Origin of the sequence: Paraburkholderia sp. BR14320 (assembly GCF_040948665.1) — a bacterium.
Classification (GTDB): domain Bacteria; phylum Pseudomonadota; class Gammaproteobacteria; order Burkholderiales; family Burkholderiaceae; genus Paraburkholderia; species Paraburkholderia youngii.
Genome location: NZ_JBFPKG010000071.1, coordinates 14,080 through 27,415, shown reverse-complemented (window position 1 = coordinate 27,415; position 13,336 = coordinate 14,080). Strand labels below are relative to the sequence as shown.

Here is a 13,336-nt window from a genome sequence, read left to right as displayed (position 1 = left end):
CGTGAAACGACTCCACGCCGATGATAGTGCGGATTGCCCGTGTGAAAGTAGGTAATCGTCAGGCTCCCCCACAAGCCAGAAACCCCACCCCCAGCGGTGGGGTTTTTGCGTTTACGCGGCCGAAATCGTCAGAGATGACGTTTCCGTGACACGCCAGCCGCCTCAATTCGACAATACGACGCCCGAAGCTGCGCGCGTCAACTCTCTTTCAATCGTTCGCGCTATGCTCATGTATTCCTTTCGGAAGCGCTGGCATTGAACGCCCTATGAAATCAGATCTGGCATTGCAAACCTACGGCGCGGATTCGTCGGGTATGGTCTGCGGTTTCCGGTTTTTGCCGACGCTTGCCGGACGGCCGATCGACGCGGACGAAGTCATCGACTGGTTCCGCGAGCGTGAGGATGATGCCGACACTACCGCAAGGGACGCTGGCGAGTTTCTGTGGCTTCACTTCAATCTCGCGCATAGCGCGAGCGAGCGCTGGATGCGCACGCAACTCGATCTGCCCGAAGCGTTTTTCGACGCCTTGCGCGAAGGCTCGCATTCGACGCGGATCGAACATGCGGACGGCGCACTGCGCGCAGTCGTGAACGACGTCATGTTCAACCTCGAGTTCATCCCGTCCGAAATCGCGACGCTGTGGATCTGCGCAACCAAGCGGCTCATCGTAACCGCGCGGCTGAAGCCGCTGCGCTCGGTGGACCGTTTGCGCGCGTCGGTACGGCAAGGGGAAGTATTCAGGTCACCTGCCGAGCTGCTCGTTCATCTGATGCGCGACCAGGCCGACCTGCTCGTGCAGATCGTCCGCCGAACCAGCGCCGACGTCGATCGAATTGAGGACCGCTTCCTGTCGCAACGGCCGACGCAAAACCGCCTCGACCTCGGCGCGATGCGTCGCACGCTGACACGTCTGCAGCGGATGCTGGCACCCGAACCGGGCGCGATTTTCCGCTTGCTGGCGAGGCCGCCTCGCTGGCTTCACGTGGAAGACGTGCAGGACCTGCGTGAATCGACGGAGGAGTTCTCGGTCGTGCTTTCGGACGTGGCCGGATTGATCGAGCGGGTTAGATTGCTGCAGGAAGAAATCACCTCGCGACTCGAGGAGCAGAACAACCGCACGCTATTCACGCTGACGCTCGTCACGGTGCTGGCGATGCCAATCAATATCATTGCCGGTTTCTTCGGCATGAACGTCGGTGGCATTCCGCTCGCCGAGAACAAGCATGGATTTTGGGTGATGGTGCTGCTGGTCGCCGGTTTTACCGGGCTGACTGGCTGGTGGGCATTTCGCCGCAGAAGGGAGCGCTGAACGCGCAGCAGACTTGGCCCGCTTCTTACAAGGCCAAACCCACCGGCGTAATTGAAACCAGAAGATGCCCGTCTTCGAATACGCTTTGCAACGATTCGAAGAGGGCAAGTACTCGTCGATTAGCCGAGTGCGTTATTCGAGCGCGGCAGCCGGCCCAAAAAACTCATAACGGCTCTGCGATTCCGGCACGCCGATCGCCTTCAGGCATTTCTTGATCGCCTTCATGAACGCGATGGGCCCGAGGAAATACACGTCGACGTCGCGCGTTTCCGGCAGCCACTTCTTCAGATTCGCTTCGTCGACGTAACCGACCGCGTGCGCGTCGGCATCGCCGTCACGGCGCTGCTCGTAGCAATAGAAGCGCTTCAGTTGCGGATGGCGCGCGGCCAATGCATCGATCGCGCCGCGGAACGCATGCACGCCACCATGACGGGCCGCGTGAATGAAATGCACCGGACGATTGGTCTTCAGCGCGGCTTGCAGCATCGCCATCGTCGGCGTGATCCCGACGCCGCCACTGATCAGCACCAACGGTTTGTCGCCAGGTTGCAGCGTAAATTCGCCGGCCGGCGCGAACAGCTCGAGCGGGTCGTTTACCTTCATCTGCTCGTGCAGATACGTCGACACGGTTCCATTCGGTTCGCGTTTCACGCTGATGCGATATTCGCGACCATCGCTCATTGCTGACAGCGAATAATTGCGACGCACTTCTTCGCCGTCGATCACCAGCCGCACGCCAATGTACTGCCCCGGCTTGAATGCGAGCAATTCGCCGCCGTCATCGGGACGCAGATAGAACGACGTGATCTCGTCGCTTTCACGCACTTTGCGCGCGAGGCGGAACAGCCGCGTGCCGCGCCAGCCGCCGGGCGCTGCCGCGCTTTCGGCGTAGATCTTCTCTTCGAGTCCGATCAACAGATCCGCGAGTTGCTGATACGCGGCGGCCCACGCTTCGATCACGGCGTCGGTTGCGACGTCCGCGCCGAGTACTTCACGAATCGCGCGCAGCAGGCACTTGCCGACGATCGGATAGTGCTCAGGCTGCACGTTCAGCGACACGTGCTTGTTGATGACCTGCGCGACGAGCCCGCCCAGTTGTTCGAGCTGATCGATATGGCGTGCGTACATCACGACGCCGTTGGCCAGAGCGCGCGCCTGCGAGCCGCTCGCCTGGTGGGATTGATTGAAGATCGGGCGCACTTCCGGGTGCTCGCTAAGCATCACGCGGTAGAAGTGCGTGGTGAGCGCCTCGCCGCCGCTTTCCAGGAGCGGCACGGTTGCTGTGATAATGGCGCGGTGTTCGGCGGATAGCATATTTTCAAGTCCTGATGAGAGTCTGTGTGAGCGTCTGTCTATCAGCGAGTGTCGCAGCCGGTTTCGGCAGACTGCCTCTACTATCCACGAATCGTGCCAGGTATAAAATGTATGTAGATCAACGGTCTGGCAAATAGGATGGTTCATTCGACCCTAGTCGAAAAGACTCAACCCGCAGTCGATCTGACTGCCGAGGCAGTCCTCGACGTTCTTACCCCACTGATTCTCGACCTGTCGCGCGAGTTGTCCGAGCGCGAGCGTTATCGGCGGCTGCTCAGCGCGCTGCGCTCGCTGTTTCCTGGCGACGCGGCCGCATTGCTACGCCTGGAAGGCGATACGCTGGTGCCGCTGGCGATCGACGGCTTGAGCAGCGATACGCTCGGGCGGCGTTTTCGCGTCGCCGAGCACCCGCGCTTTCAGGAGTTGCTGGCCCAGCCAGGGCCGACGCGCTTCGCGGCTGACTCCGAACTACCCGATCCCTACGATGGCCTCGTGCAAGGCATGGCAGCCGGGCATCTCGAAGTGCACGACTGTCTGGGTTGTCCGCTGTTCATCCGCGGCGAGCCTTGGGGGTTGCTCACGCTCGACGCACTCGACCCGGCGCGCTTCAACACGCTCGACATGGCTTCGCTGCAAGCATTTCTCGGCCTCGCGGCTGCGACCGTCAGCGTCGTCGAACGCATCGACGCGTTGGCGCGCAATGGCGAAGAGGCGCAGCGTCGCGCGGAAGCTTATCGGCTGGCGAGCAGCGAGAGCCGGCGCGAGCTGATCGGCAGCAGCGAGGCGCATCGCCGGATGGTGGAGGAGATCGAGGTGGTCGCCGCCAGCGATCTGACCGTGCTCGTCACCGGGGAGACCGGTGTCGGCAAGGAGCTGGTCGCGAACGCGATCCACGCGCTGTCGCCGCGCGCGAACAAGCCGCTGATCAGCCTGAACTGTGCGGCATTGCCCGATACGCTCGTCGAGAGCGAACTATTCGGCCACGTGCGCGGCGCGTTTTCGGGAGCGTCGGCGGATCGGCGCGGCAAGTTCGAACTCGCCGACGGCGGCACCATTTTCCTCGACGAGGTCGGTGAGTTGCCGCTCGCGGTGCAGGCGAAGCTGTTGCGCGTCCTGCAGAACGGACAGTTGCAGCGCATCGGCTCGGACCACGAGCACAGAGTCGACGTGCGGCTGATCGCCGCAACCAATCGCGATCTCGCCGAAGAAGTGCGCGCGGGCCGCTTCCGCGCCGATCTCTATCATCGCCTCAGCGTGTATCCGCTGCGCGTGCCGCCGTTGCGTGAACGTGGCCGCGACGTGCTACTGCTGGCGGGCTTCTTCCTCGAAGACAATCGCTCGCGGCTCGGGCTGCTGAGTCTGCGGCTTGCGGCCGACGCGCAGGCCGCGTTGCTGCACTACTCATGGCCCGGCAATGTGCGCGAACTGGAGCATCTGATCGGACGCAGTGCGCTGAAGGCGTTGGCGGCCAGTCGTGAGCGTCGCCGTATTCTGACGTTGACGGCCGCGGACTTCGCGTTGTCCGACGCACAGAATCAGGAAGCCAATCAAACGGCCACGCAGAGCGAGCAAAGCGAGACGAAAGACTTTCGCAGTGCGGTCACCGAGTTCGAACGCAATCTCGTTCTCGAAGCGCTGATCCGCAACAGGCAAAACTGGGCGGCGGTCGCGCGCGAGCTGGGGCTGGACCGCGCGAATCTGAATCGGTTGGCCAAACGGCTCGGGCTCAAATAAGCGAGCAGATGAAGGAGCACCGTTGCAGTTCGGTAAAGCAATAAGGTCGGGCCGCGTCGAATCTCTGATCGCGCTGAAAACAGATTGTCAGTGCCGCGCGCCGCGCCTAACGTCTTAACCAAAGCCAAAGGCCCGCTTCGGAAAATCGAACTTCGCGGCACACAGCGCGTCGGTCATAGTGGGCCCTAACGAGGACCAACACACTAAACCAGGAGACTCCGCCATGTCCGCTGCCCCACAGAAGCTCGACGATTGGCTCAACAAGGAGGCGGTGGCCGAAGACGACATCACCGCGTTTCCGTTAGCCGCACTCGCCGCCACGCTCGATCGCGAGGAAAGCGGCGACACCGTGCCGCCGTTGTGGCACTGGCTGTACTTTCTTCCGGTCGCGCCGCTATCCGAAGTCGGTCCCGATGGACATCCGAAGCGTGGTGGTTTTCTTCCACCCGTGCCATTGCCGCGCCGCATGTGGGCTGGTGGCCGGCTCACGTTTCATGCGCCGCTGAAGATCGGTGAGCATGCGCGGCGAACTTCGACGATCGCCAATATCGAGGACAAGACCGGCCGCTCGGGCCGCCTCGTATTCGTCTCCGTGCAACATACGATCGAAGTCGATGGCGAGTTGAAGCTCGAAGAGGAGCACGACATTGTCTATCGCGACGCGCCGCACGAAGGGGCGCGGCCGCAACAGCCGGCGCCCGCGCCCGAAGGAGAAACGTGGAGCCGCACGATCGACGCCGATGCCGTGATGCTGTTCCGCTACTCGGCGCTGACTTTCAACGGCCATCGCATTCACTACGACCATCCCTATGTGACGCAAGTCGAAGGCTATCCGGGCCTCGTCGTGCATGGCCCGCTGATCGCGACGCTGCTCGTCGATCTCGTGCGCCGCGAACTGCCGCAAGCGACGCTGCAAAGCTTCGCGTTTCGCGCGCTTCGCCCGACCTTCGCGGATCAGCCGTTCACGGTATGCGGCAAGCCCGCCGCCGACGGCAAGACCATCGACCTGTGGGCGAAGGACCAGGAAGGTTATCTGACCATGCGCGCGACCGCCGCGCTCGCCTGAATTCCACGAGACTCGACTATGCAAACCACGCAACACGATTCGTTCCAGGACATTCGAGAGGCCGTGCGCGATCTGTGTCAGCAGTTTTCCGGCGAGTACTTTCGCAAGATCGACGAGTCGCGCGGCTATCCGGAAGAGTTCGTCGACGCGCTGACGAAGGCCGGCTGGCTCGCCGCGCTGATTCCGCAGGACTTCGGCGGCTCGGGGCTCGGGCTCACGGAAGCGTCGGTGATCATGGAAGAGATCAATCGCGCGGGCGGCAACTCGGGCGCATGCCACGGACAGATGTACAGCATGGGCACGTTGCTGCGGCACGGTTCGGAAGAACAGAAGCGCAAGTATCTGCCGAAGATCGCGAACGGCGACCTGCGTTTGCAATCGATGGGCGTGACCGAGCCGAGCACCGGCACCGATACGACGAAGATCAAGACTACCGCCGAGCGGCGCGGTGACCGTTACGTGATCAACGGCCAGAAGGTGTGGATTTCGCGCGTGCAGCACTCGGATCTGATGATCCTGCTCGCGCGCACCACACCGCTCGCGGACGTGAAGAAGAAATCGGAGGGCATGTCGATCTTCATCGTCGATCTGCGCGAAGCGATCGGGCATGGCCTGACCGTGCAGCCGATTTTGAACATGGTCAATCACGAGACCAACGAACTCTTTTTCGACAACCTCGAAATCCCGGCCGAGAATCTGATCGGCGAGGAAGGGCAAGGCTTCAAATACATTCTCGACGGCCTCAACGCGGAGCGCACGCTGATCGCCGCGGAGTGCATCGGCGACGGTTACTGGTTCGTCGATAAAGTCACCGAGTACGCGAAGGAGCGCGTCGTGTTTGGCAGGCCGATCGGACAGAACCAGGGCGTGCAGTTTCCGATCGCGCGTTCGTTCATCAACGTCGAGGCAGCGAGCCTGATGCGCTTCGAAGCGGCACGTCGTTTCGACGCGCAGCAGCCGTGCGGCGCGCAAGCGAACATGGCGAAGCTGCTCGCTGCGGACGCGTCGTGGGAAGCGGCCAATGCGTGCCTGCAATTTCACGGCGGTTTCGGCTTCGCATGCGAATACGACGTCGAGCGCAAGTTTCGCGAAACGCGTCTGTATCAGGTCGCGCCGATTTCAACCAATCTGATTCTCTCGTACGTGGCCGAGCATATTCTCGGGCTGCCGCGTTCGTTCTGACCCGCTGGCGGACATCATGAGACCACTCGACGGTATCAAGGTCATCACGCTCGAACACGCGATCGCCGCGCCGTTCTGCACGCGTCAACTGGCCGATCTCGGCGCGCGCGTGATCAAGATCGAACGGCCCGGCGTCGGCGATTTCGCGCGCGGCTATGACGAACGTGTGCATGGACTGTCGTCGCACTTCGTGTGGACCAATCGCTCGAAAGAAAGCCTTTCGCTCGACCTGAAGCAGCCCGCGGCGGCGGAGATTCTCGATGCCTTGGTTGCCGATGCAGACGTGCTCGTGCAGAACCTCGCACCGGGTGCGGCGGAACGGCTCGGCCTCGGCTACGACACGCTGAGCCAGAAGTATCCGAAGCTGATCGTCTGCGATATTTCCGGCTATGGCGCGGACGGTCCGTATCGCGACAAGAAGGCGTACGACCTGCTGATTCAAAGCGAGTCCGGCTTTTTATCGATCACCGGCTCTCCTGGCGCGCCAGCGAAGGCGGGCTGCTCGATCGCTGATATCGCGGCGGGCATGTACGCCTATTCGAACATCCTGAGCGCGCTGTTGCAGCGGGGACGCACGGGGCGCGGTTGCCGAATCGACGTGTCGATGCTCGAAAGCATGGTCGAGTGGATGGGTTATCCGCTCTACTACGCGATCGACGGTCAGCCGCAGCCCGCGCTCGCGGGCGCCGCGCATGCAACGATCTATCCGTACGGACCGTTTCCCGCTGGCGACGGCAAGACGGTCATGCTCGGCCTGCAGAACGAACGCGAATGGAAGCTGTTCTGCGATCGCGTGCTCGAACTGCCTGAGCTAACAACCGACGAACGCTTCGCATCGAACTCGAAGCGCACTGCGGCGCGCGAGGCGTTGCGCGAGGTGATAGTGGCGGCGTTCGCGAAGCTGAGCGCCGCGCAGGTGATCGAGCGACTCGATCAGGCAGGTATAGCGAACGCGCAGATGAATACGCTCGCGGACGTGTGGGCGCATCCGCAGTTGAAGGCACGCGAGCGCTGGCAGGAAGTCGGCACGGCAGCCGGCACGATACCGGCATTGCGGCCTCCGGGTTTGCCTTCCGACATCGAGCCTCGGATGGACCCCGTTCCCACAATTGGTCAACATACCGAATCGATTCTGCGTGAGCTTGGCTACGGCAAAGCTCGTATCGACGCGCTGCGCGCGGCCGGCACGATTTGATTCAGTAAGCCTATTTCGCTTCGCGCCCGCACGCATGTGATGCGGGATGACAAGCCGGTATTCCGAACGAACCCGATACAACCTGGCATCACACGGCGCACGACACTCATGACCGACCATCCCAGTCTCACGCTCGCCACTTTCGCCGCGCAACTCGACTTCGACAGCATCCCGCATGAGGTCGTCGAGCGGACCGTCAACCTGTACGTCGATTGGCTCGGCTCGGCGCTGGCCGGCAAAGGCGCTCGCCCGGTGGAGACGATCGCTCGGTTTGCGCGCGCGGCAGCTGGTGCGACTAACGAGGGCCGCTGCGAGGTGCTGATCGATCGCGGCCGCACCACGCCGTATTTCGCCGCGATGATCAACGGCGCCGCATCGCATTTCGCCGAACAGGACGACGTGCACAATGGCTCGGTGTTTCATCCCGCGACCGTGGTGTTTCCGGTTGCGCTCGCGTTGGCACAGGCAAGGCGAGCGCCGGGGCGCGACTTCATCGCGGCGGCCGTGGCGGGATACGAGATTGGTATTCGCATCGGCGAATTTCTCGGGCGCTCGCACTACAAGGTGTTTCACACCACGGGCACGGTCGGCACGGTCGCGGCGGCCGCAACTGCAGGACGTTTGCTCGGTTTGTCGCCATCGCAGATGCTCGATGCGTTCGGCTCGGCAGGCACACAGGCGAGCGGCTTGTGGGAATTTCTGCGCGACGCCGCCGACTCGAAACAACTGCATACCGCGATGGCTGCCGCGAACGGCCTGATGGCCGCGCAACTCGCCGCCGACGGCTTCAAAGGAGCGACGCATATCCTCGAAGGCGCGCAAGGCATGGCCGCGGGCATGTCGAGCGATGCCGATCCGACTCGGCTCGTCGATCGGCTCGGCAGCCGCTGGGCGACCGCGGAGACGTCGTTCAAATATCACGCGGCGTGCCGCCATACGCATCCGGCCGCCGATGCGCTGCTCGCCGTGGTGCGGGCGCATCGTCTCGCGCCGCGCGACATCGCGACGGTCGTCGCGCACGTGCATCAAGGCGCGATCGATGTGCTCGGTCCCGTGATCGCGCCGCGTACCGTGCATCAGGCGAAGTTCAACATGGGTACGGTGCTCGGACTCGTCGCGCATCACGGCTATGCGGGCGTGACCGAATTCGAGCAGGATTTCGACGCGAGCGAGATCGTTGCGTTTCGCGACAAGGTCACGATGACGCTCGACGCTGAAGTCGACGCCGCCTATCCCGCGCGCTGGATAGGCAAGGTCACGGTGACCACTGCCGACGGCCGTGTTTTCGACGGGCGTGTCGATGAGCCGAAGGGCGATCCAGGGAACACGTTGTCGCGCGAGGAGATTGCGACGAAGCTGCATCGGTTGGCGGCATTCTCGGGTGCGGCTAGTGACGAGGAGGCGGCGCAACTGCTTCGCCGCGCGTGGCGTGTTGCCGAAGTGGCGCAGATGGGCCCGGTATTCGATTCAGCCCCGCGCACGATGGTGGCGGCATGAGCGCGCTGCCCCGGTCATATCTTTTCGTGCCTGGGAATCGGCCTGAGCGGTTTCACAAGGCCTATGCGGCCGGCGCGGATGCGGTGATTCTCGATCTGGAAGACGCGGTGCAGCCGGATCAGAAAGTGCCGGCGCGTGCGGCGGTGGTGGCCGCGGTATCGGCTAACGCATCGGGGGCCGTGTGGGTGCGTATCAATGGCTCGGATACGCCCTGGTTTCCAGATGACGTTGCGACGCTCGTTGGTCAGAGCGGTGTCGCCGGAATTGTGCTGCCGAAGGCTGAGACGCGCGAACAGATCTGCGCGGTGCTGGCGAACGCGCATCCGGCGTTGAGCGTACTGCCGATTGTCGAGACTGCGCGCGGGTTCGCGAATCTTGCGGAGCTATGTGGCACGCCGCGCGTGCCGCGTATCGTGTTCGGGACGCTGGATTTTCAGGTCGATCTCGGCATCGATGGGGATGGCGAGGAGTTGCATCTGTTTCGCTCGCAGATCGTGCTTGCGTCGAGGCTGGCCGGCATCGGTGCACCGGTGGATGGCGTATCGACGGCCATTACCGATGCTGATGCGGTGCAAGCCGATGCACGGCGCGGGCGGCGGTTTGGTTTCGGCGGCAAGCTTTGCATTCATCCGAAGCAGATCGAGGCGGTGCACCGCGCATATGCATGGAGTGACGCCGAGGTGGAGTGGGCGCGACGCGTGCTTGCGGCTGTCGAGGCCAGCCATGGCGGAGCGGTTGCCGTGGATGGAAGGATGGTCGACATGCCGGTGATCCTGCGGGCGCGGAGAGTTTTGGGCCACTCCGAAAGATTCTGACAATGCGGCTTTCGTCGTGCCTTCATAGCAGGATTCCTATACATTGCCTGCCGGTCATTCGGACGACGTACCAGTAAGGAACTCACCCAAGGGAATACCCTCCCATCACCACACTTGAATAGTTAGCAGGTCACATGCTAGATTGAATTGTTAGCGGTAACAACGCTCGCCGAAAAAGCAAAAAGATCTATTCCTTTCAGCACGTCAGAAACATACCCTCCCGATGAGTACTATTCAAAATCCAGTTCTGCGCGGCTTCAACCCGGACCCTTGCGTATGCCGTGGCAAGGATGCGTGGTATATCGCGGTTTCAACGTTTGAATGGTATCCGGGCGTTCTCATTTACGAATCGAAAGACTTCGTCAACTGGGAACTCAAGGCCACGCCTCTGGACAGGTTATCGCAATTGAACCTGATCGGAGAGCAGCCGTCCGGAGGCATATGGGCGCCAGCCCTGTCCTATCACGACGGTCTCTATTGGCTCGTCTATACCGACACCAAGGCATGGAAAGGCGAGCAGAAGATCTCCCCGCTGCGCGACATGCACAACTACGTCGTGACCGCCCCCGACATTACTGGACCCTGGTCGGAGCCCGTGCATCTCGTGTCCGGTGGATACGATCCATCCCTGTTCCACGACGAATCCGGCAAAAAGTGGCTCGCTTATATCCGGCGCGACTTCAGAGGAATCCACGAAGATCTTTTCGTCGGAATCGTTCTGCGGGAATACTCGGTGCAGGAGGAAAAGCTGATCGGTGAAGAGCGCGTCATCTATAAAGGCGCCAACCTGAAGACCGATTACTTCATGAAATGTCAGATATACGAGGCCCCTCATTTGCTGAAGAAGGGGGACTGGTACTACCTGATCACGGCGGAGGGCGGCACAGGCTATACGCACGCAACGTGCGTATCCAGGTCCCGCGATATCTTCGGTCCATACGAGCTTCATCCTGACACGCCCATGCTCACGTCGCGCGACGCGAACGGACGGATCCAGCGGACCGGCCACGGCAATCTGGTCGAGGGTCCGAACGGCCAGTGGTACATGACGTACCTCGGATCGAGACCAATCGATGCGCAAACGAAGCGCTCGCCGCTAGGACGTGAGACCTGCATCGCCCCGATCGAATGGCGTGACGGCTGGCCCTGCCTCGCCACTGGCGGAGTGGTCCCCGCCGAATCTTTTGCGATCGACTCGGAGATCGAGCAAAGGCTCGACAGCAGTTGGGCGATCGATTTCGGACAATGCGCCGCTCTGCCGCTGGAATTGCAGAGTCTGCGCATTCCCATCAGTGACGACTGGTGCAATCTTCACGATCGTCCGGGCTATCTGCGAATCAGGGGGCAAGAGTCACCGACTTCGCGATTCCATCAAAGCATGCTGGCCTGTCGCATCCGTGACTGGCAGTTCGAAGTCGAAACGGCGCTGGAATTTTCGCCGAAGTCATATCTGCACATGGCTGGGCTCATGGCGCGTTACGACGAGAACACCTTCTACTACCTGTTCGTCACGCGCGACGACGACGGCACGAAAATCCTGTCGTACATGGAAATGGATGCCGGCAGCTTCGCCTATAGCAATCGACTGGCGACGCTGCCCGAGTCCACCGGGATCGATCTGCGGATTCGCGTCGTGGATGCGAAACTGCGCTTCTTTTATCGCGTCGCACACGGTGACTGGAAGGACCTCGCACTGGAAAAGGATTTCACGAAACTCAGCGATGAATATGCCACCCCAATCGGCTTCACGGGGGCTTTCGCAGGTATCACCGCCAACGACATGCTGGGCTTTCGCGAACCTGCTGACTTCAGGTCGTTCTCATATCGCCAACTGACCGGCTAGAGCCCGGATTTCGTTTCACCGCTGTCGCTTAATAATAAGGAAGACCTCATGCGCTTTCGTTGGAGACATCGCTATCTCGTGCTGCTGATTCTGTTCGCGATCTATCTGCTCTGTTACATGGACAGAATGATCATGGCAGCAGCTATTCCATTTATTGCGTCCGAGTTTCATCTGTCGGCGATGGAAATGGGAGGAATCCTGAGTGCGTTCTTCTTCAGCTACGCGCTATGTCAGATTCCGGCCGGCCTGCTTGCAGACAGATTCGGCCCGCGGTTGATGACCACGATCGGCATCACGTGGTGGACGATTTTCACCGCGCTTACCGGACTGTGCAATTCGCTCGGATTGATGCTGGTGGTGCGGGTCGCATTCGGCGTCGGCGAGGCGCTGTTTCCTCCGGCGGCGTTCAAGGCACTGTCGGCATGGTTCCCGAAGCGCGAATTGGGCAGGGCGACCGGGCTGATGATGACCACGAATGCGCTGGGACCCGCTCTGGCTCCGCTGTTCGTGGCGGCCGTGATGGCCGCATGGGGATGGCGCGCGATTTTCACGAGTCTGTTCATCCCCGGTATCGCGATGGCGATATTCGGCTGGCTCTATATCAGAAACAGCCCGAAGGATAGCAAGCACGTTTCGAATATCGAATTAGAGGAAATCGGCACCAGCGAAAAGGCTCAGTCTGGCTCCGCCGGCAAAGCGGATTTCGCTGGACTGGTGAAAACGCCGCTGGTCTGGTGCTGCTTTGTCACCTTGTTCGTATTCAGCATCGCCTCGTGGGGCATCATGAGCTGGTTCCCGACGTATCTGCTGAAAGCGCGCGGCCTTTCGACGGCCAAAATGGGCATCATGGCGTCGGTGCCATTTCTGGTCGGTACGATTGCCTATTGCATCACGGGCTTTCTCTCCGACAAGTTCTTCCGCAATCGTCGCGAACTGCTTGTCGTCCTCGGCTGCGTCGTGGCCGCCATCTTTGCCTATCTGACTGCCCATGCGGAGACCGCTGAAACCGCGGTGTTCTATCAGACGATCGGCTATTTCTTCTCGACCATGGCCGGCTGTTCGTTGTACACGATCCCGAACGTCGCGCTACCGAACAAGGTCGTCGGATCGGCAATCGGCTTTGTCAATGCAGCGGGTCAGTTGGCAGGATTTCTTTCCCCGCTGGTCGTCGGTTACATCCTGACCACGACGAAGAACGACTTTAATGTCGTGTTCCATCTTTTCGTCGGCTGCTTCTTGGTGGCTTCGGTCTCCGCATGGTTCATCAATACGAGGACGGATCGCAGCGACACCGTCATTCGGGCCGACGGTAGAAAAGTGGCGGCGCAGAACCAGACAGCCGGCTAAATGGCGCGACGGGGCTTGGGCCGGCGATAATGC

The 13,336-nt window shown here is 61.3% G+C and carries 10 protein-coding genes; 9 read left to right on the top strand and 1 reads right to left on the bottom strand.

Annotated elements, in window-relative coordinates; all coding sequences use genetic code 11:
• Positions 1–266 precede the first annotated feature (266 nt).
• Complete coding sequence (locus tag AB3X89_RS35855; protein ID WP_368587453.1) at positions 267–1,310, top strand: transporter; 1,044 nt, start codon at positions 267–269, stop codon at positions 1,308–1,310.
• A gap of 132 nt (positions 1,311–1,442) precedes the next feature.
• Here the strand turns inward: AB3X89_RS35855 and hmpA are convergent, their stop codons facing one another.
• A complete protein-coding gene (hmpA, locus tag AB3X89_RS35850) occupies positions 1,443–2,624 on the bottom strand; it encodes an NO-inducible flavohemoprotein (RefSeq protein ID WP_368587452.1) in 1,182 nt (393 codons plus the stop codon).
• A 138-nt stretch (positions 2,625–2,762) separates the two neighbouring features.
• Here hmpA and norR point away from each other — a divergent pair, with 138 nt between their 5' ends.
• From norR to AB3X89_RS35810, 8 genes are all read left to right on the top strand, one after another.
• Positions 2,763–4,358 carry a nitric oxide reductase transcriptional regulator NorR gene (gene norR / locus AB3X89_RS35845; protein WP_368587451.1) on the top strand — a complete coding sequence of 532 codons (1,596 nt, stop codon included), beginning with the start codon at positions 2,763–2,765 and terminating at the stop codon, positions 4,356–4,358.
• A gap of 223 nt (positions 4,359–4,581) precedes the next feature.
• A complete protein-coding gene (locus AB3X89_RS35840; protein ID WP_368587450.1) occupies positions 4,582–5,424 on the top strand; it encodes a MaoC family dehydratase N-terminal domain-containing protein in 843 nt (280 codons plus the stop codon).
• Between the two features lie 18 nt (positions 5,425–5,442).
• Positions 5,443–6,606 carry an acyl-CoA dehydrogenase family protein gene (locus AB3X89_RS35835; RefSeq protein ID WP_368587449.1) on the top strand — a complete coding sequence of 388 codons (1,164 nt, stop codon included), beginning with the start codon at positions 5,443–5,445 and terminating at the stop codon, positions 6,604–6,606.
• Between the two features lie 16 nt (positions 6,607–6,622).
• On the top strand, positions 6,623–7,801 hold the full coding sequence (locus tag AB3X89_RS35830) for a CaiB/BaiF CoA transferase family protein (RefSeq protein WP_368587448.1): 1,179 nt from the start codon (positions 6,623–6,625) through the stop codon (positions 7,799–7,801).
• Positions 7,802–7,909: 108 nt separating this feature from the next.
• The gene (locus AB3X89_RS35825) at positions 7,910–9,298 is read left to right on the top strand and encodes an MmgE/PrpD family protein (RefSeq protein WP_368587447.1); all 1,389 of its coding nucleotides are present in this window, start codon (positions 7,910–7,912) and stop codon (positions 9,296–9,298) included.
• A complete protein-coding gene (locus AB3X89_RS35820) occupies positions 9,295–10,113 on the top strand; it encodes a CoA ester lyase (RefSeq protein WP_368587446.1) in 819 nt (272 codons plus the stop codon). The genes AB3X89_RS35825 and AB3X89_RS35820 overlap by 4 nt, the downstream gene beginning before the upstream one ends.
• Before the next feature lie 223 nt (positions 10,114–10,336).
• The gene (locus AB3X89_RS35815) at positions 10,337–11,956 is read left to right on the top strand and encodes a glycoside hydrolase family 43 protein (protein ID WP_368587445.1); all 1,620 of its coding nucleotides are present in this window, start codon (positions 10,337–10,339) and stop codon (positions 11,954–11,956) included.
• Between the two features lie 48 nt (positions 11,957–12,004).
• Entirely contained in the window at positions 12,005–13,303 is a 1,299-nt protein-coding gene (locus AB3X89_RS35810; RefSeq protein ID WP_368587444.1) for an MFS transporter, read from the top strand.
• The last annotated feature ends 33 nt before the right edge of the window (positions 13,304–13,336 follow it).

Bases quoted from the DNA above. Each gene is read 5' to 3' on its own strand.
- AB3X89_RS35840 (WP_368587450.1), top strand. From the start codon at position 4,582: ATGTCCGCTGCCCCACAGAAGCTCGACGATTGGCTCAACAAGGAGGCG.
- AB3X89_RS35820 (WP_368587446.1), top strand. From the start codon at position 9,295: ATGAGCGCGCTGCCCCGGTCATATCTTTTCGTGCCTGGGAATCGGCCT.
- AB3X89_RS35835 (WP_368587449.1), top strand. From the start codon at position 5,443: ATGCAAACCACGCAACACGATTCGTTCCAGGACATTCGAGAGGCCGTG.
- AB3X89_RS35825 (WP_368587447.1), top strand. From the start codon at position 7,910: ATGACCGACCATCCCAGTCTCACGCTCGCCACTTTCGCCGCGCAACTC.
- AB3X89_RS35855 (WP_368587453.1), top strand. From the start codon at position 267: ATGAAATCAGATCTGGCATTGCAAACCTACGGCGCGGATTCGTCGGGT.
- AB3X89_RS35815 (WP_368587445.1), top strand. From the start codon at position 10,337: ATGAGTACTATTCAAAATCCAGTTCTGCGCGGCTTCAACCCGGACCCT.
- AB3X89_RS35830 (WP_368587448.1), top strand. From the start codon at position 6,623: ATGAGACCACTCGACGGTATCAAGGTCATCACGCTCGAACACGCGATC.
- norR (WP_368587451.1), top strand. From the start codon at position 2,763: ATGGTTCATTCGACCCTAGTCGAAAAGACTCAACCCGCAGTCGATCTG.
- AB3X89_RS35810 (WP_368587444.1), top strand. From the start codon at position 12,005: ATGCGCTTTCGTTGGAGACATCGCTATCTCGTGCTGCTGATTCTGTTC.
- hmpA (WP_368587452.1), bottom strand. From the start codon at position 2,624: ATGCTATCCGCCGAACACCGCGCCATTATCACAGCAACCGTGCCGCTC.